This window comes from Mesorhizobium sp. M2E.F.Ca.ET.219.01.1.1, assembly GCF_004016445.2.
GTDB lineage: Bacteria > Pseudomonadota > Alphaproteobacteria > Rhizobiales > Rhizobiaceae > Mesorhizobium.
Window position 1 is genome coordinate 893,708 of sequence record NZ_SADT02000002.1, and the last position, 17,529, is coordinate 911,236.

Here is a 17,529-nt window from a genome sequence, read left to right on the forward strand (position 1 = left end):
AAGCGCGCCGCTGGCGCATCACCCCTTCGCCAAGCCGCGGTCGATCAGCCGCGCAAGACGCGCCGAGAAGGCCTTGGCGTCGGCCGGCTTGTCGCCGTCGAGCACGCGCGCTTCGTCATAGAGCAGATGCGCGGCGTCTTCCTTGAACGCCTTATCGTCGTCGCCGAGCTTTGCCAGCGCCGCGACGCGCTCATGGCGCGGGTTGATCTCGAGGATCGGCTTGGCGGCCTTGTCGAGCCGGCCGGCGGCGTTGAGCAGGCGCTCGAACTGGCGGTCGGGGCCATGCTCGGGCGCGACGAGGCAGACGGCGCTTTCGGTCAGCCGGTCGGAGGCCTTCACGTCCGATACCTCCTTGCCGAGCGTCGTCTTCACGAAAGCCAGGAAGGCGGCGATATCCGACGACGTCTCGGCATCCGGTTTCGCCGCATCGTCGGGCAGCGGGATGTCGGCAAGCTCTGCCGCGCCCTGCGTCACCGACTTGAACGGCTTGCCGTCGAATTCCGGCGCCATCGTCACCCAGAAACTGTCGACAGGATCGGTGAGCAACAGCACCTCGATGCCGCGTGCGCGGAACCCTTCGAGCTGCGGCGAGGCCTCCAGCCGGGCGCGGTCGTCGCCGGCCATGAAGAAGATCGCCTTCTGGCCTTCCTTCATCGCGCCGACATAGTCGGCAAGGCTGCGCCAGCCTTCGCCGGAAGCGGTCGAACGGAAGCGGGCAAGCTTCAGCAACTGCTCGCGCCGCTCGTAGTTCTCGTAGAGACCTTCCTTGAGGACGACGCCGAAATTCTCCCAGATCTTCGCATAGGCTTCGGCGTCGTTTTCGGCGGTCTTGGCAAGGTCGCCCAACACACGGTTGGTCACGCCCTTGCGGATCGCGGCGAGCAGCGGGCTTTCCTGGATCATCTCGCGTGAGACGTTGAGCGGCAGGTCGGCGGAATCGACCAGGCCGCGCACGAAGCGCAGGTAGCGCGGCAGGAGATCGGCATCGTCGGTGATGAAGACGCGCCGCACATAGAGCTTCATGCGGCCCTTGCGGTCCTGGTCGAACAGGCCGAACGGCCGCGATCCGGGCACGAAGGCGAGCACGCTGTATTCCTGCCGTCCCTCGGCGCGGAAATGGATGGTGGAGGCCGGCTCGTCATACTGGCCGGCGACGCTGCGGTAGAAATCAATGTATTCCTCCGGCTTGATCTCGCTCTTCTGCCTCACCCAGAGCGCCGTGCCGTCGGCGATGTCGCGCGGCTCGGCGCCGGGCTTCTCGACAAGCGTGATCGGCACCGGCACATGGCCTGACTGCGACTTCGCCAGCCCTTCGAGCCGGTAGGGCGTGGCGTAGGAGGTGGCGTCCTCCATCAGATGCAGCACCACGCGCGTGCCGCGCTTCGGAGCCGCCTCGAGCGGCACCGGCCCGATTTCATAAGTGCCCTTGCCGTCGGACGACCAGCGGAAGGCTTCGTCGCTGCCGGCCTGGCGGCTGATGACGTCGACCCGGTCGGCGACCATAAAGGCCGAATAGAAGCCGACGCCGAACTGCCCGATGAGCTGCGTGTCCTCCGCCGCTTTGCCGGCCTCGACGCGCTCCATGAAGGCGCGCGTGCCGGAGCGCGCGATGGTGCCCAGCGCCTCCGCCATCTCGTCTCGGCTCATGCCGATGCCGTTATCCTCGACGACAAGCTCTTTGTTGTCCGGATCGGCGGCAATGGTGATGCGCGGCTTCGGATCGTCGCCCAGGAGCTCGGGCCGGCTCACCGCCTCGAAGCGCAGCTTCTCGCAGGCGTCGGCCGCGTTGGAAATCAGCTCGCGCAGGAAGACATCCCGGTCCGAATAGACCGAATGCACCATCATATGCAGCAGCCGCGAGACGTCCGCCTCGAATGTCCTGGTTTCCGCCGTCTTGGTATACGTCGTCATTCAAAATTCCTGGGTTGGTCGTTTTGTCCGCCGCGCCAGCACGCGCCGGGCTTCAAATCTTCAGCTATTGTTGCTTGCGGGCGCGCCCTGCCAGCGCCGCGGGCGCCAGCGAAACCATGTCCGGCGCCAGAATATCGTGGCGGCGGGCGAAGGCAACAAGGGTTGCCCGCACCGTCCCCGCGTCGATCTCGCCGGCAATGCCGGCTTTGCAGGCATTGAGCGCGATCGTATGCGCGCTGCTCCTGCTCGCAGCCGGCCAATCCTGCAGCAGGGCATAGGCTTCCGCCACGGTCTCCAGCCGCACCGGCAAGCCGATGCCGACGAGCACCGTGACAGGCTTTTCAAAGCGGTCGTGGTTCATGGTCTGGACCCTCTTTCCGGTGGATGCCCACGGTGCCCGGGCGAAGGCCGGTCGCCCCGGTCAGCGCATGCCGGCGCGGGTAGGGCGGTTGCAGAACGACGCCGTGCAGCCGCGGCTGGCCTATGCCGGGGAAGGCCTGCACATTGACCAGGCCCGCAGGCGCAGAAATCTGCGGGTTCAGGCGCGGCGGCGGCAGCGCGCGATGCGCCTTAGCCAAGGCCTCGATCCAGGCGGCGACCGCCAGCGGCAACGGCGCGCGCCCCTCGATCCAGCGCGTCGCATCGGTCCTGGAACAGCCAAGCTCCTGCGCAAGATCTGCGGCGTCCCATCGCAAGCTTCTCAGGCATTCCCGCAAGCGTCCTGCAATCATGGCAATCGCAATTCCCTTCGCCCAATCCCATCGCGACATAGTTGGACGGACCCCGCCGTGGCGGGGCCGATTTCGCTCAGCTTCGCGCCGATGTCTCGGTGGCCGACACCTGCTGCGCGGCAAGGAACATCAGCGTCGAGGCGACGGTCCGCCGGTTCCATCCGGCGGCTTCGGCCGCGTCGAGCAGGCCTGCCAGCAGCGGCTTCAGCGCGCTCCGGCATTCGGCTTCATAGGCGAGGAATTCGCTTGCCGGATGCGTCGGCGTGGGAATCGAGCCATCTGCGCTCATCATGTTCATGAGGGCCTCCCATCGTCCTGGTGAATGCCCGCTCCCGTAGCGGGGAGCGGGCTCCCGTCAGCGTCTCAGAAGTCCATGCCGGCGCCGGCCGGCATGGCCGGAACCGCGGGTTCCTTCTTCGGCTTTTCGGCCACCATCGCTTCCGTTGTTACCAGCAGGCCGGCAACCGATGCCGCGTCCTGGAGCGCGGTCCGCACCACCTTCACCGGATCGATGACGCCTTCCTTGTAGAGGTCGCCAAACGCATTGGTCTGTGCATTCCAGCCGTAACCGAATTCCGGTTTCTCGCGAAGCTTGCCGACGATGATCGAGCCTTCGGCACCGGCGTTCTCGGCGATCTGCCGCACCGGCGCCTCGATTGCGCGACGCACGATCTCGATACCGTGCTTCTGATCCTCATTCTCGGCCTGCAAGCTGTCCAGTGCCTTGGCGGCCCGCAGCAGGGCCACGCCGCCACCTGGCAAGACGCCTTCCTCGACCGCGGCGCGGGTCGCGTGCATGGCATCGTCGACGCGGTCCTTGCGTTCCTTGACCTCGACCTCGGTTGAACCGCCGACGCGGATCACCGCGACGCCGCCGGCGAGCTTGGCCAGCCGCTCCTGCAGCTTCTCGCGATCGTAGTCCGAGGTGGTCTCCTCGATCTGCGCCTTGATCTGCGTGACGCGACCCTGGATCTCCTCCTTCTTGCCGGCGCCGTCGACAATAGTGGTGTTCTCTTTTTCAACCACAACCTTCTTGGCTCGGCCAAGCATCTCCAGCGTGACGTTTTCCAGCTTGATGCCGAGGTCCTCGCTGATGGCGGTGCCGCCGGTCAGGATGGCGATGTCTTCCAGCATGGCCTTGCGGCGATCGCCGAAGCCCGGAGCCTTGACGGCGGCGACCTTCAGCCCGCCGCGCAGCTTGTTGACCACCAGCGTCGCCAGCGCCTCGCCCTCGACATCCTCGGCGATGATCAGCAGGGGCTTGCCGGACTGGACCACAGCCTCGAGCACGGGAAGCAGCGCCTGCAGGTTGCCGAGCTTCTTCTCGTGGATCAGCACATAGGGCTCGTCGAGTTCGACGCGCATCTTGTCCTGGTTGGTGACGAAGTAAGGCGAGAGATAGCCGCGATCGAACTGCATGCCTTCGACGACTTCCAGTTCGGTCTCGGCGGTTTTCGCTTCCTCGACGGTGATGACGCCTTCGTTGCCGACCTTCTGCATCGCTTCGGCCAGGAAGCGGCCGATCTCGGCATCGCCATTGGCCGAAATCGTGCCGACCTGGGCGATCTCGTCATTCCTGGTCACCTTGCGGGCGTTGGTCTTCAACTCCTGGACGAGAGCCTCGACGGCTTTGTCGATGCCGCGTTTCAGATCCATGGGATTCATGCCTGAGGCAACCGCCTTGGCCCCTTCCTTGACGATGGCCTGGGCGAGAACGGTTGCGGTCGTGGTGCCGTCGCCGGCGATGTCGCTGGTTTTCGAGGCAACCTCGCGCACCATCTGGGCGCCCATGTTCTCGAACTTGTCCTCGAGCTCGATCTCCTTGGCGACGGTGACGCCGTCCTTGGTGATGCGCGGGGCGCCGAACGACTTGTCGATGACCACGTTGCGGCCTTTCGGGCCAAGCGTCACCTTCACCGCGTCGGCGAGGATGTTGACGCCGCGCAGCATGCGCTCGCGAGCGTCGGAATGGAATTTGACTTCCTTGGCAGCCATAGGATCACTCCTTGTTTAGGCAGTTTTCATTGACTGGGTTGCGGTTCGGTCGAAGCCCCGGTCAGGCGGCTTTCTTCAGCGTCGCGGACTGCTCGATCACGCCCATCACATCGCTTTCCTTCATGATGAGCAGATCCTCGCCGTTGAGCTTGATCTCGGTACCTGACCACTTGCCGAACAGGATCCGGTCGCCGACCTTCACGTCGAGGGGCACGAGCTTGCCGCTCTCGTCGCGGGCGCCCGGGCCGACGGCGATGACTTCGCCTTCCTGCGGCTTTTCCTTGGCAGTGTCGGGGATGATGATGCCTCCGGCCGTCTTTTCTTCGGCCTGGATGCGGCGGACGAGCACACGGTCATGCAATGGACGGAACGTCATATCGTTCTCCTTCAGGACAAACAGATTGCGAGAGGTCCCTCCGCTCCGGACCGGCAGGACCGGAGCGGGGCTGGCGACCCTTTCGGCGTCGCGCGCATGTCGAGCTAATTTTGCCTTCTTGTACTTTCAAGGGGATGTCGAAAATTTTTTGGCACTCTCGACCACCGAGTGCTAGCGTGCTGAAAACATGCGATGAATCCGATCGCGCGACAACCGAAAGTCTTGAATTCGCGATTGAGCTGAACAAAATTATCGGCGCCCGGCAGCGCCGGGACCGCTGAGAAATTTGGAACCCGAACCAAGGAGTTTTTGGAGACGGAGGACAGAAATGGACCGACAGACGCTTTCGCCGATCATTCCTTCCCTTGCTCCCGAAATGTCAGACCTTTCGCTCGACCGGCTGCTGTCGCCGGCCAGCCATTTTCAGCAGCCGCGGGATGTGCTGGAGGACGGCTCGCTCGACACATGGGAAAAGCGAGCAATCCTTTCGTCCTGGGCGTCCGACGCCTGCGCCGTGGAATCGATGCCGGCGCTGCGCCGGCCGCCAGGCGCCGCGCAGCCGGTCTCCTTCGACGACATCATGGATGCGCTGCGCCGGCTCGACGCAACGCCCCGCCGCCCAGCGGCCCTGCCGATGACGCCCACCGGCAGCTGGTCGAGCGGCTGAGCGCGTGAGGGCGGAGCGCGATGGCGAAAGCGGTCCGCACGGAAATTCGCTTGCAGATGAATGGCTATGGTCTGACCACTGCCGAGATCCATTATCATCTGCCCGACCATCCCAGCCTGCTCCAGCTCTACGTCTGGCAGGACTATGATCTCGCCCCGGATTTCCCCGCGCTGAGGGGCTTTCTGGGCTTTTGGCAACGTGAGCTGGCGGGCGCCTTGCATTCCGTCCGGGTCGCCCACCATCGGCTGATCAGGCCCTCGGAATGGCGGGCCGTCGACGGGGTCATCGCGATCCACTGAGGATCAGCAAGGCGGTCGTGTTGTGCGGCCGCCTTCATTTCATCATTTGCCCTCCTGCATGCAGACGAAAAGCGTGACTTTTCACGAGCTTGAAGGCGATTCGATCCTGGGTCTTGACGTCCCGGCGTTGAATTCCCAGATGGATTTTGCCGGGTCTTGAGAGACCGGCAAGGTCAAGGAGCGCCGCTACCTTGGCGCTCCTCGTATCTATGTTGCTCAATGGAGGATGTAGCTATGAGAACCAACTTTGACTTCAGCCCCCTGTTCCGGTCGAGCATCGGTTTCGATCGAATGTTGAACGCGCTCGAAACGGCGAGCCGGATCGAAACCGTCGACAATTGGCCACCCTACGACATCGCCAAGACCTCGGAAGATGACTACCGCATCAGCATGGCGGTGGCCGGCTTCGCGCAGGACGAACTGGCCATTACCCAGGAGCAGAACATGCTCATGGTCTCGGGCCAGAAAGCCGGCGAGGACAAGGGTGAGTACCTGCATCGAGGCATCGCCGGCCGCGCATTCCAGCGCCGTTTCGAGCTTGCCGACCACGTCAAGGTCGTCGGCGCCAGCCTGGTCAATGGCCTGCTGACGATCGATCTGAAGCGTGAAATTCCGGAAGAGATGAAACCGCGCCGGATCGAGATCGCAGCCGACAAGGCGATGCCCAAAGACGCGACGAAGAAGATCGAAGCCGAGAAGCACGCGGCCTGAGGTATTCCTGTCAGCGCCCCCGCGCAACGCGCCGGGCACATGGCCCGGCGCAAGAGGAAGCCTTTCAGACTGACGAGCAGAAAGGAGGAAACCATGAGTGTCCGTGATCTGATTCCCTGGGGCCGGAGCAACGGCAACCAGGTTCCAAGCATATTCCACGACGGGGAACGCGATCCGTTCCTGTCGCTGCATCGTGAGGTGAACCGCCTGTTCGACGATGTTTTCCGCGGCTTCGACAGCCGGTGGCCGTCTGTTGGCGGTGCCTCCGCCCTCGGCGCTGGTTGGCCGAGCGTCGAGATCTCCAACGGCGAGAAGGAGATCAAGGTGACGGCCGAGGTGCCCGGCCTTGAACAGAAAGACATCGAAGTTCTGTTCGACGACGGCGTGCTGACGCTGCGGGGCGAGAAGCGCTCAGAGACGGATGACAAAGATAGGCAATTCTCGGAGCGTTTCTATGGCCGCTTCGAACGCCGCATCCCGGTCGGCTACGAGGTCAAGGAAGACGAGGTGGAGGCGCGCTTCACGAATGGCGTGCTGACCGTCACCTTGCCGAAGAGCGAGAAGGCGCAGTCGCAAGTCAAGCGCATCGAAATCAAGAGTTGATGCATCGACGCGGGGGGCGAGGTGCCTCCCGCGTAGCAATCCACGAAACCACCTCGAACAGATGCCGGCACAGCGCAACTCTTCGCCGTCGCTCGAGCGCGGCCGAGGATAGAGGAAATTCTTGCGACGGAAGCTGTATTTCTTAGTGCAAAAGTCTTCGCATCGGTCATGTGAATGATGACAAGCAGCACGCAGTCTTTCCCTGTTGCGGCGCGGGCTTTAAGCGCGAGCGCGAAGAGAGGAAATTAACATAAGTTAATAGCCGTTGGGCGATCACCTGAGAGCGTCTCCGCATAAGATTGCGACCGGCGATAACCTTAATTTCGGTTTCGGTTGCATAGGCTTCCCGAAAGGAAGGTAAAGGGCTAGATTAGCAATTCGTTAAGTACGCGTGGGGCGTGAGTAAGGGATGTGTGGTGATGAATTTCAAGTCTCTGATCAAGCGGGCCGAGGACGTCGATAAGGAATTTCAGGACCTTCAATCGGATCTGGCGGAAGCATTCGAGGACGTTCTGAAGGATGATGAACAACCGCCGTCGGGAGACGATGCCGTTGCAGGCCAGGAACTCGTGGCAAGCGACGAGAATCCGGCGCCAGAAGAGCAGCCCGAGGCAGCTTCATCGCGGTTGACGCCGCATACGCAGACGCGGCTCGCCGCCTTGGAAGCCGTGGCCGGGCTCTTCCGGGACGGGCAGGGCCATCTGCAGGAAATCGAGGCGAAGCTGGCGGAGATCGCCACCGCGCATCATATGACGCGTGAGGTCCTCAACGTCTTCCATCGCGACGTGTTGCGCTCCAACGAGCTGGAGCTGGCAAACCTCGCTCTCACCACCGAGCACAAGACGCTCACCGAGCAATTGCTCGACGCCGCTCGCAGGCAGCGTGAGCGTGACGGCGCGGCCGAAGCCTGGCAACAGCGCGAGGCGAGCCTCGTCCAGGACCGTGAGCAGCTGCGCTCGGCGCTGGCGGCCGTGCGACTGGAGCTGGTGGAGATGAGCAATGAGAGCGCCAGGCGCGAGACGGAATTCGGCGAGATCGTCAAGGCCTTGACCGCCAAGACTGTCGAAGTCGACAGGCGCGGCGCAGAAAACAAGCTGCTGCGCGAGAAGCAAGTCGGCCTCACGGTCGACCTGGAGCAGGCGCAAAAACGCGAGGCTGAGGCCCGGCACAAGTTCGATGAGTTCGCGGCCACTCATGCCAGTGAAACCGCCCACATTGCCGAGCTGATGGCGCAGATCGGCAACCACGAAAAGGAAGAAAGCCGGCTGCAGAAGACGCTGGAGGCAACGCAGGCCAGGCTTGCCGAAACTGCGGAGGCGGCCCGTATTGCCGAAAGCGACAACGCGGCCGAATTGGCCCGCGCCCAAGCCGAGATGCGCGGGCTGCGCTCGGAAATCCAGGAATTGCAGTCGCGCCTGGATCAGGCCACGACAACCAATGGCGAAAGCTCGGCCGAGATCGTCAGGCTGAAAGCTGAGCTCAACGATGCCGTGACCGAACGCCAGATCGCGCAGGAAAGACTGGCCGTCCTCAAGGACGAAAGCGAAGCCGACAAGAAAAGCCTGTCGGTGGTCAACACCAATCTTTCCCAGCTCTCCCTGCAGCAGGCGTCCGAGCAGATCCAGCTCGATATCCAGAAACAGGAATGCGAGGATCTGCGCGCCGAGGTCGAAGCACTCAACGCCCGCATCCGGGAATTGCTGCCCTACGAGCGGCTGCATCGGGTGACCGACGCAAGGTCGCGCAAGGATGCCGCGCCTCAGGCCAATGGGATCATCGCGGAAACGGCCCGTCCTGCTCCGCGGCGTGTTCCGCGGCGCAACTTGCGACTGAACGCTGGCTGAGAAAACCGCTGCGCCCGGAATGCTTTGGCGGGCTATTTGCCCGCCATGCCGTCGGCAAGGTCCTGCGCCTGCTTGAGCAGCGCCGGGAAGGACGGATCGCCGGGCAGACGCTCAGCCATGCAGGCGCGGTAGTCGGCATCGCCTTTTTCCCAGGCGGCGTTGGCAGGGTCGGAGGCCTGCGGGTTGTCCTGGTCCGAGCCTTCGTCGGCCTGCTGGGCTTTCTGCGCGGCGGCGTCCGCGGCTGCCCAGATCGAATCGCAGGCCGCGATCCTCGGCACGGCGGGCGAGGCGGGGGCTTCGGCGATCATCATGCGGTTACCTTTGACGACCGCCACCACGACATGCTGCTCGTAGATCGGCCCGACATCCTGCGTCCAGCCGCCGAGCCGGGCCACCACCATGTCGGCGCCGTCGGGCTTCTTCAGCGGAAAGTCGAGCGTGCCGGAGAAGGCGGCGTCGCTGCCGATGGCCTGGGTGTAGAAGCTATCAAGCTTCAACGCCGCGCCGATATCGGTAGGCAGCTTGAAATCCGCTTCCGCCTCAGTCGATTTGGACTTGAGCCAGCGCTCGGTCAGCCCGCGCGTCGAGACGACGATGCTCGGACCGTCATCGCTCTGGGCATACCGCAGCCCGTCGAGCATGCCGTAGCCGATGTCGGAGGCGTTGAGGCTTTCGATGTTGTTGGTGCCGGTCGCCGGGAAACCCTTGACCGAAAGCGGGCCAAGAATGGCGGCGAGCCGCTGCTGCAGGTCGGCCAGCGCCTTCTCGTTCTGCGCATCGATGGTTTCGATTGCCGTGTTCGCGCTTTCCTGCGCGGTGATGTCGGCGATCGCCTTGTCGCGCGCCGCGATATAATCGTCTTCCGGCGAGGCCGCATATGCCGCGCTGCCCGCCAGCGTGAGGAGAAGTGTCAAGACCAGCCGCATGATGTGCCCCGTTTCGCCCAAGCCGCACGCATGTTTGATGACAAGATCAGGCTAAAAGAAGGCCGAGAGCGGCGCGGGAACTGCGGATCTCCCCTCTTGTGTGGGAGATGGCCGGCAGGGCAGAGGGGGCGCGAAGGAGCGCGGCGCTGCAGGATCAAGGTTCCTCGCCCCACGAATGTGGGGAGAGGTGGCTCGGCAAAGCCAAGACGGAGAGGGGAGCGCCCTACGAAAGGCCCCTCTCCGTCCGCTTCGCGGCCACCTCTCCCCGCCTTTGGCGGGGCGAGGAACCCAAGCACTGCCACGCTGGCGGGACAGCGCCCCCCTGTGGCCTGCCGGCCATCTCCCCCACGACGGGGGAGATCGGCAGCTTCGGCGCGGCGACCTCTTTCATCAACCCTTGCGCTTTTCGACCTCCGCCTTGCGCAACAGGAACCTTTGGATCTTGCCGCTCGGCGTCTTCGGCAGCTCGCTGACGAACTCGACCTCGCGCGGATAGGAATGCGCCGACAGCCGCTTCTTCACATGCTGGGCGAGTTCCTCGGCGAGCGCCTCGCTGCCTTGGAAGGCGGGCGCCAGCACGACGAAGGCCTTGACGATTTCGGTGCGCTGTGGATCGGGCACGCCGACCACCGCCGCCTCGTTGACCGCGGGGTGCTCGATCAGCGCGCTTTCGACATCGAAAGGCCCGATGCGGTAGCCGGACGAGGTGATGACGTCGTCGGCCCGGCCGATGAAGGAGACCGAGCCGTCCGGCTCGTATTCGACAGTGTCGCCGGTGCGATAATAGCCGCCGGCGATCGCCGGCGTCTCCGCCTGGTGGTAGCCGTCGAACCAGCGCAGCGGCGAGTTGGCGATATCGACGGCGAGCACGCCGGGCTGGTTGGGGCCAAGCTCGTTGCCCGCCTCGTCAAGCACCACCATGCGGTAGCCCGGCATGGCGAAGCCGGCCGAGCCCGCGCGGACCGGATGCTTGAGCCCGTGATGGTTGTTGACCATCATGCCGTTCTCGGTCTGGCCGTAATGATCGTGGATCGGCGCGGCGAGATGGGCGTCGAACCAGCGGATTACTTCCGGGTTGAGCGGCTCGCCGGCGCTGCTCACCACGCGCAGTTTTCCTTTGACGCGAGCCGCGGCCTCGGGCCCTTCCGCCATCAGCAGGCGATAGGCCGTCGGCGAGCCGGCAAGGCTGGTGACGCCGAGGCGCTCGATGATGTCGTAGGTCGATTTGGCGTTGAAGGCGCCTTCGTAGAAGGTGGTGGCGGTGCCGAGCTGCAACGGCCCGGTGATGGCGTAGTAGAGCCCGTAGGCCCAGCCGGGATCGGCGATGTTCCAGAAGACGTCGTCGGGGCGAAGCCCGATCGCGTCGCGCATATAGGGGCGCCGAAGGCGGTGAGCGCGCTGAGCGCCACAGGCACGCCTTTCGGGTGCCCGGTGGTGCCGGAGGTCGACATCATCATGAACAGGTCCGATCCCTTGCGCATCACTGGCTCGCAGTCGGGGGAGGCGGCGGCGAGCGCGGCGCGGAAATCGACGTCGCCTTCGGGCAGTGTCTCGCCGGGAGCGAGAATGGTGGCAATGCGCGGATGGTTTTCCACCTCGTCGAGCTTGCCGCGGTTTGCGGGGTTGGTCACCACCAGCATCGCCTTGCTGTAGCTCAGGCGATGCTCGACCGCCTTCGGGCCGAAAGCGGTGAACAGCGGCTGGTAGACCGCGCCGATCCGCCATGTGCTGAGGATCAGCGCCACAAGCTCGGGGATGCGTGGCAGCATGCCGGCCACGACATCGCCGGGGCCGATGCCGAGCTCCTTGAGCAGGGTGCCGACGCGGCCCGACATGTCGGCGAGGTCGTCGAAGGAATATTCGCGCAATTCGCCGCCGGCCGAGATGGCGCGCAGCGCCAGCCGGTTCTGGCCGGTATAGCGGCCGCAGCATTCGACATAGGCGTTGATGCCGGTGGCCGGATCGCCGTGAAGCCTGGCGATCTCATCCTCGATACGGAATTGCGCAACGGCATCCTCATAGCGCGGCAACGCTCGCGTCTTGGTCATGGCGGTCCTCCCTTGGATGGAGATTGCCCGAAAACCTGGCGCCGGTCGATTGCGGCGAAAGTCGATGGCCCTTGGCAAGCGAGTGAGGTCGCGCTCCACGGCGCCCCCTCTGTGACCGCCTACGCCGCGAGCTAAGGCAGTCGGATGCCCTGTCCCTGCATATGCCGTTTCCAGCGGTTGCGCAGCTCTGCCGGCCGGCAGCCGACGCGCTCGTCGAGAAAGGTCGCGGCCGATACCCGGTCGGTGCGGAAATGGCGGAAATCCTGGCGCAGCTCGCACCAGGCGGCGAGCAGCCGCACCGTCTCGGCATAGCCGATCATCGTCGGCCAGACGACGCGCTCGCTCTCGTCGCCCTGTTCGTTGCGGTAGCGGATCCGGATCTTGTGGCCCTTGCGGATCGACGCCCGCGCCTTCGCGATATCCAGCCCGTCCGGCAGGTTCGCGCGGCTGAGCGGCGCGCCGACGGTCGGATTGCTGACGAAGGGGCGCAGCCGCTCGGGCACGACGGTGGCGATCTTGGCGATCAGGTCGCGCGCCGCGCCCGCCAGCACCGGGTCGCCCTTGTCGGCCACCCATTGCGCGCCGAGCACCGCGGCCTCCAGCTCGTCCGGCGTCAGCATCAGCGGTGGCATGTCGTAGTCGCGGTCGAGCACATAGCCGAGGCCGGCCTCGCCCCGGATCGGCACGCGCTGTCCGACGAGGTCGGCGATGTCGCGGTAGACCGAGCGGCGCGAGATTTCGAGCTCTTCGGCGATCTGGCTGGCGGTGATCGGCCGGCTCGAGCGCCGCAGGATCTGGATGATCTGGAACAGTCGGTCGGCGCGGCGCAAGGCATGTCTCCTGTTGCCACTATGCTGGCAGCAGGCCTGGTCCACAAGCCGGGGCAGGGCGCCCGAACGGGCACAGCCAGCCGCGAAGGCTTCATCTTCGGCCAGCCCACGGAGAAGACCAAATGAATTTCGTTTCGACCCGCATCATCACCGCCGACGTCAAGCGGCTCGTCGCCTTCTACGAAACGGCGACGGGCATCAAGCTCACGCTCTACACCGAGGATTTCGCCGAGCTGATCACTGAGGCGGGTACGCTGGCGATCGGCAGCACGCGCACGCTGCGGCTCTTCGGCGGCGACCACGTGGCAAGCCCGGCGGCAAATCGCACCGCCATCATCGAGTTCCGCGTCGCCGATGTGGATGAGGAATATCGCCGCCTGGGCGGTCTCATTGAAGGCGCGCTGGTGCAGGCGCCGACGACGATGCCGTGGGGCAACCGTTCGCTGCTGTTTCGCGATCCCGACGGCAATTTGGTGAATTTCTTCACGCCGGTGACGGCGGAGGCGATTGCGAAGTTCGACAGGTGACGGGGATTGGCCCCGCCGGCGCCGGCCTGTAACATCGCGAGATGAATGCGGAGAGGGGGGCGCAAGCATGCGGCTTGATCGGAATCTCTGTCATCTGAGGATCTGGGCATTCGTCTTGATGGCCCTTTGGCCGCCTGCCGCGTGGGCCGACCCGATCTCGCCGGAGCGGATGGCCACCGCCCTGTCGAAGCTCGAAACGCTGGCCCAAGGCGCTGTCGAGGCCGGTGCGGTGCCTGGCCTCGCCATTGCCGTCGTGCATGACGACCAGGTGATCTTCCTCAAGGGTTTCGGACATCGCGAGGCCGGCAAGCCGGAGCCTGTCGATGCCGATACGGTGTTCCAGATCGCCTCGCTGTCCAAGCCGGTCTCCGCCACTGTCGTCGCGGCCCTGGTCAGCGACCACGTGGTGTCATGGGATTCGAGGATCGCCGACCTCGACCCGGCCTTCCGGCTGGCCGACCCCTATCCGACGGGCCAGCTCACGATACGTGACCTGTTCTCGCACCGCAGCGGCCTTCCGGGCACCGCCGGCGACGACCTGGAGGACATCGGCTACGACCGCGCCACGATCCTGCATCGCCTGCGCTTCGTTCCGCCATCGTCGAGCTTTCGCGCCGGCTATTCCTACAGCAATTTCGGTCTGACCGAGGGCGCCGCCGCCGCCGCGATGCCGACCGGGAAGTCCTGGGAAGAGATCGCCGAGGAGAAGCTCTACCGTCCGCTTGGCATGGCCTCGACAAGCTCGCGCCATGCCGATTTCCTCAAGCGCGCGAACCGCGCCGCCCTCCACGTCAGGGTCGGCGGCGCCTGGGCCGCGAAGATCAAGCGCGATCCGGATGCGCAGGCTCCGGCCGGTGGCGTCAGCTCCACCGCCCGCGATCTTGCGCAATGGGTGCGCCTGCTGCTGGGCGACGGCACCTATGCCGGCAAGACCCTGATCGCCGCCGATGCGCTGGACCAGACGCATGTGCCCTTGATGACGCGCGGCAGGAACCCGGTGTCCGGCGGCGAATCCTTCTATGGTCTCGGCTGGAATGTCGAGTTCGGCCGGCACGGCCTGAGCTGGGGCCATGCCGGTGCCTTCAGCGTCGGCGCGCGCACCTTGGTGACGATTTTCCCAAAGGAGAAACTCGGCATCGTCATCCTTGCCAATGCCTTCCCGACCGGCGTGCCGGAAGGCCTGTCCGACAGCTTTGCCGATCTGGTTTTCGACGGTTCGGTCGGCAAGGATTGGATCAAGGCATGGGACGCGATCTATGCCGGCATGTTCGGTCCCGTGGTCGAGGCGGCCAAGGCCAGATATGCCGCGCCGCAGTCGCCGGCGAGGCCGGCGGCGCCCGCCAGCACCTACGCCGGCCGCTACGCCAACGACTTCATCGGCGAGGCGGTTGTGTCGGGCGCCGGAGAGAGCCTTGTTCTCAAGCTCGGGCCTGCCGGAGCGCGGTCCTATCCGCTGAGGCACTATGACGGCGACCTGTTCCTGACCAATCCTGATGCCGAGACGCCGGAGAGGCCGACGGGCGTCAGCTTTGTCGTCGGTCCGGATGGCAAGGCGTCGTCGGTGACCATCGAGTTCCTCGACGACAATCATCTTGGAACGCTGCGGCGCGTGGGCGACTAAAACGCCCGCCCAGAAGCGTGTCGTCCGGCAAACGCGCACGGGCGTCACGATGGCTGACCGTAGCGCAGCAGCTTGAAGCAGTCGCTGCTGCCCGACTTCGACTGCGTCAGTACCGGTTTCGAGCGGTCGATCCATTCCTGCTGCGACTTGGCGTCGGCCTCGATCGCCTCGGTCGCCGGCAGAGCGACGAAGCCTCGCCCCTTGCTGAAGAGCCAGCACGCGCGGCCGAGAAACCGCCTGCTGCGCTGGCGCAGGAGATCGGCGTCATAGAGGATGTCGAGCACCTCATGCTTGATCTTCTGTCCCTTGTCAGGCCTGGCGACCGCCGCTTCGACCGGCTCGTCTCCGATCGCTTCATGCAGGTCCTTGTAGTCGAGGCCGAGCTGCGTCGTGGCATATTTGATGTCGTTCTCGTCGCGCACGATGTCGAACCACAGCGTCGGATCGAGCTCGTTGACGACAAAGGTGGCTTCGAGATCGCGCGACAGGTTCAGAATGTCAAAATCCCGAACATCGACATCACGTTCGACCAGCAGGATCTTTTCGACCTGCTTGCCGAGCTCGGTTCCCTCAGCGCTGATCGCGGCGTTGTTTCCGCCGTGTTCGGGGCCGACATAGGCCCCGCCGGCATCCAGAACCTCGTCGAATTCGCCGAGCGTTTCGATGACCGGCGCGCCACGGGCAATGCGCGCGGCGAGCTTGGCGAGCACCTGCTGCAGCTCCGTCTCGCGCCGGCGCTGGTCCTGATAGTTCTGCTGGAAGAAGAAGATGAACAGCGAGACGCCGATGCCGATCAGGATCACGCCGAGCTGCGAGAAGATGTTGCGATAGTATTCCAGCAGTTTCTCGCGGTGGCGCACGTCGTCGCGCACGCTGTGCGCCACGCGCAGGTTGACGATCAGCGAAATGATCAGCAAGCCGGCGCCGACAAGGATGAGCCCGCCGATGAGGAGGTAGCCATGCCCTGCGCTGAAATCCATTGGTATCGCCCCCGAAGCCACGGATGATGCAGATTAATACCATTCCACTGAAACAACTATCCGAGCATTGAATCGCGGCGTTGGCTGTCTGCGGCAACCGCGGCGATTGACCGCGACGCCTGTTCGGCCGATATCCCGCCCGAAAACCGCCCCCGAGACCCTGATGACCTCAGACGCCAACCTCAAGCAAGCTGCCGCTGCCGATGCCGCCTGGCAGGACGATGTCCGCGCCGGCGTGCGCCATGTCCGCGACCTTGCATCCCTGCCGCTCTCGCCGGCCGAGCGCGCCGCAGCCCAGGAGGCCGCCGCCGCCCACAAGGTGCGCGTGCCAAAACCCTATCTCGACCTGATTGACTGGAACGACCCCAACGACCCGATCCGTGCCCAGGTGATCCCGTCGCCGGACGAGCTGGTCGCCGCCGAGGGCGAGCTTGACGACCCGATCGGCGACCACGCGTTCAGCCCCGTTCCCAGGCTGACGCACCGCCATGCCGACCGCGTGCTTCTGTTCCCGACCTATCAATGCGCCGTCTATTGCCGTTTCTGCTTCCGGAAAGAGTCGCTGACCTCGATAGGCCGCGGCTACACGCGCGAGGCGCTGGAGCCGGCGCTCGCCTATATCGCTGGACACCCGGAAATCCGCGAGGTGATCCTGACCGGCGGCGATCCGCTGTCGCTGCCCGACAAGGCGCTGGCCGAGATCCGCGCTCGCCTGGAGGCGATCCCGCATCTTAGGCTCCTGCGCATCCACACCCGTGTGCCGGTGGCGCTGCCGTCGCGCATCACGCCCGGCCTGGTCGAGGCGCTGCAGGGCCGGCTTATGGTGAGCGTGGTCACGCACTTCAACCATCCGCGCGAGCTCACGCAGGAGGCCGAGGCGGCTTGTCGCGCGATGCGGCAGGCGGGCTTCGTGCTGCTCAACCAGAGCGTCCTGCTGAAAGGTGTCAACGACAAGGTGGAGGTGCTGGAGGAGCTCTGCCGCGAGCTGATGTACCGTCTCGGCGTAAAACCCTATTACCTGCACCACGGCGACCTCGCGCGCGGCATGGCGCACCGTCGCACCACTATTCACCAGGGCCAGGCGCTGGTGGCGGAACTGCGCCGGCGCCTCTCCGGCATCTGCAACCCGACCTATGTCATCGACCTGCCGGACGGCGGCGGCAAGGTGCCGCTGGCCGCGAGCCACATCGAGGGCCGGGACGGCGACACCTGGCTGATCAGAGGCCAGGACGGCAAGGTGCGGGAATATCGCGAGGTGCCGGCGGGTGTCTGAGGTTTTCGCCGCTCAAGGCGGCCCGGCGGCCCTGTTGGGGCAAATTTGCCGGCCGCCGGACCTGACCGGCGGGCGGGTGGCTACCCGCCGGCTGAGACGATCCTGGGCCGAGGCTATCAAAACCGCACCCTGTAAATGAAGGATTGCGTGCTTTTATTCCTTCGTTTGCACGATGCAGCGGGCCGCA

General features: G+C 64.9%; 17 protein-coding genes and 1 pseudogene. 8 read left to right on the forward strand and 10 right to left on the reverse strand.

The genetic code is table 11. The features are described 5' to 3' along the window. Positions 1 to 18 precede the first annotated feature (18 nt). The 6 genes from htpG to groES form a co-directional block, all read right to left on the reverse strand. Positions 19 to 1,911, reverse strand: coding sequence for a molecular chaperone HtpG (htpG, locus tag EN862_RS14805; RefSeq protein WP_127865054.1), 1,893 nt, complete (start codon positions 1,909 to 1,911; stop codon positions 19 to 21). A 64-nt stretch (positions 1,912 to 1,975) separates the two neighbouring features. Next, positions 1,976 to 2,272: a DUF982 domain-containing protein gene (locus EN862_RS14810; RefSeq protein WP_127865055.1), complete on the reverse strand. Its 297-nt coding sequence runs from the start codon at positions 2,270 to 2,272 to the stop codon at positions 1,976 to 1,978. Next, on the reverse strand, positions 2,253 to 2,681 hold the full coding sequence (locus tag EN862_RS36145; protein ID WP_193771566.1) for a helix-turn-helix transcriptional regulator: 429 nt from the start codon (positions 2,679 to 2,681) through the stop codon (positions 2,253 to 2,255). Before EN862_RS36145 ends, EN862_RS14810 begins: the two co-directional genes overlap by 20 nt. Positions 2,682 to 2,718: 37 nt before the next feature. Continuing rightward, positions 2,719 to 2,940, reverse strand: a complete 222-nt coding sequence (locus tag EN862_RS14820; protein WP_126061671.1) for a hypothetical protein — start codon at positions 2,938 to 2,940, stop codon at positions 2,719 to 2,721. Between the two features lie 65 nt (positions 2,941 to 3,005). Continuing rightward, positions 3,006 to 4,637 (reverse strand): chaperonin GroEL, encoded by a 1,632-nt coding sequence (gene groL / locus EN862_RS14825; RefSeq protein ID WP_127865056.1) that lies wholly within the window; start codon positions 4,635 to 4,637, stop codon positions 3,006 to 3,008. A gap of 61 nt (positions 4,638 to 4,698) precedes the next feature. Further along, positions 4,699 to 5,013, reverse strand: coding sequence for a co-chaperone GroES (gene groES / locus EN862_RS14830; RefSeq protein WP_127865057.1), 315 nt, complete (start codon positions 5,011 to 5,013; stop codon positions 4,699 to 4,701). A gap of 328 nt (positions 5,014 to 5,341) precedes the next feature. On the opposite strand from groES, the gene EN862_RS14835 reads away from it, so the two are divergent. The 5 genes from EN862_RS14835 (at position 5,342) to EN862_RS14855 (ending at position 9,137) form a co-directional block, all read left to right on the forward strand. Next, positions 5,342 to 5,680 carry a hypothetical protein gene (locus EN862_RS14835; RefSeq protein WP_127865058.1) on the forward strand — a complete coding sequence of 113 codons (339 nt, stop codon included), beginning with the start codon at positions 5,342 to 5,344 and terminating at the stop codon, positions 5,678 to 5,680. Between the two features lie 20 nt (positions 5,681 to 5,700). Continuing rightward, a complete protein-coding gene (locus EN862_RS14840) occupies positions 5,701 to 5,979 on the forward strand; it encodes an usg protein (RefSeq protein WP_127865059.1) in 279 nt (92 codons plus the stop codon). Between the two features lie 234 nt (positions 5,980 to 6,213). Then, positions 6,214 to 6,690, forward strand: coding sequence for an Hsp20 family protein (locus tag EN862_RS14845; RefSeq protein WP_127865060.1), 477 nt, complete (start codon positions 6,214 to 6,216; stop codon positions 6,688 to 6,690). Positions 6,691 to 6,783: 93 nt separating this feature from the next. Continuing rightward, positions 6,784 to 7,293: an Hsp20/alpha crystallin family protein gene (locus tag EN862_RS14850; RefSeq protein WP_127865470.1), complete on the forward strand. Its 510-nt coding sequence runs from the start codon at positions 6,784 to 6,786 to the stop codon at positions 7,291 to 7,293. Positions 7,294 to 7,712: 419 nt separating this feature from the next. Further along, positions 7,713 to 9,137, forward strand: coding sequence for a hypothetical protein (locus EN862_RS14855; RefSeq protein ID WP_127865061.1), 1,425 nt, complete (start codon positions 7,713 to 7,715; stop codon positions 9,135 to 9,137). Positions 9,138 to 9,169: 32 nt separating this feature from the next. Here the strand turns inward: EN862_RS14855 and EN862_RS14860 are convergent, their stop codons facing one another. The 3 genes and pseudogenes from EN862_RS14860 to EN862_RS14870 all read right to left on the reverse strand — a co-directional run bounded on the left by EN862_RS14860 (position 9,170) and on the right by EN862_RS14870 (position 12,941). Further along, positions 9,170 to 10,063 carry a hypothetical protein gene (locus EN862_RS14860; protein ID WP_127865062.1) on the reverse strand — a complete coding sequence of 298 codons (894 nt, stop codon included), beginning with the start codon at positions 10,061 to 10,063 and terminating at the stop codon, positions 9,170 to 9,172. 390 nt (positions 10,064 to 10,453) lie between these two features. After that, positions 10,454 to 12,111: pseudogene (locus tag EN862_RS14865) on the reverse strand (acyl-CoA synthetase). Positions 12,112 to 12,242: 131 nt separating this feature from the next. Next, complete coding sequence (locus EN862_RS14870) at positions 12,243 to 12,941, reverse strand: YafY family protein (RefSeq protein ID WP_127865063.1); 699 nt, start codon at positions 12,939 to 12,941, stop codon at positions 12,243 to 12,245. A 122-nt stretch (positions 12,942 to 13,063) separates the two neighbouring features. On the opposite strand from EN862_RS14870, the gene EN862_RS14875 reads away from it, so the two are divergent. Together EN862_RS14875 and EN862_RS14880 are read left to right on the forward strand one after the other, a co-directional pair. Next, complete coding sequence (locus EN862_RS14875) at positions 13,064 to 13,468, forward strand: VOC family protein (RefSeq protein ID WP_127865064.1); 405 nt, start codon at positions 13,064 to 13,066, stop codon at positions 13,466 to 13,468. Between the two features lie 67 nt (positions 13,469 to 13,535). After that, the gene (locus EN862_RS14880) at positions 13,536 to 15,089 is read left to right on the forward strand and encodes a serine hydrolase (protein WP_127865065.1); all 1,554 of its coding nucleotides are present in this window, start codon (positions 13,536 to 13,538) and stop codon (positions 15,087 to 15,089) included. A 44-nt stretch (positions 15,090 to 15,133) separates the two neighbouring features. On the opposite strand, the gene EN862_RS14885 is transcribed toward EN862_RS14880, so the two are convergent. Continuing rightward, positions 15,134 to 16,069 (reverse strand): hypothetical protein, encoded by a 936-nt coding sequence (locus tag EN862_RS14885; protein WP_127865066.1) that lies wholly within the window; start codon positions 16,067 to 16,069, stop codon positions 15,134 to 15,136. Between the two features lie 163 nt (positions 16,070 to 16,232). Between EN862_RS14885 and EN862_RS14890 the strand changes: the two genes are divergently transcribed. Continuing rightward, complete coding sequence (locus EN862_RS14890; RefSeq protein WP_127865067.1) at positions 16,233 to 17,342, forward strand: KamA family radical SAM protein; 1,110 nt, start codon at positions 16,233 to 16,235, stop codon at positions 17,340 to 17,342. Positions 17,343 to 17,529 lie beyond the last annotated feature (187 nt).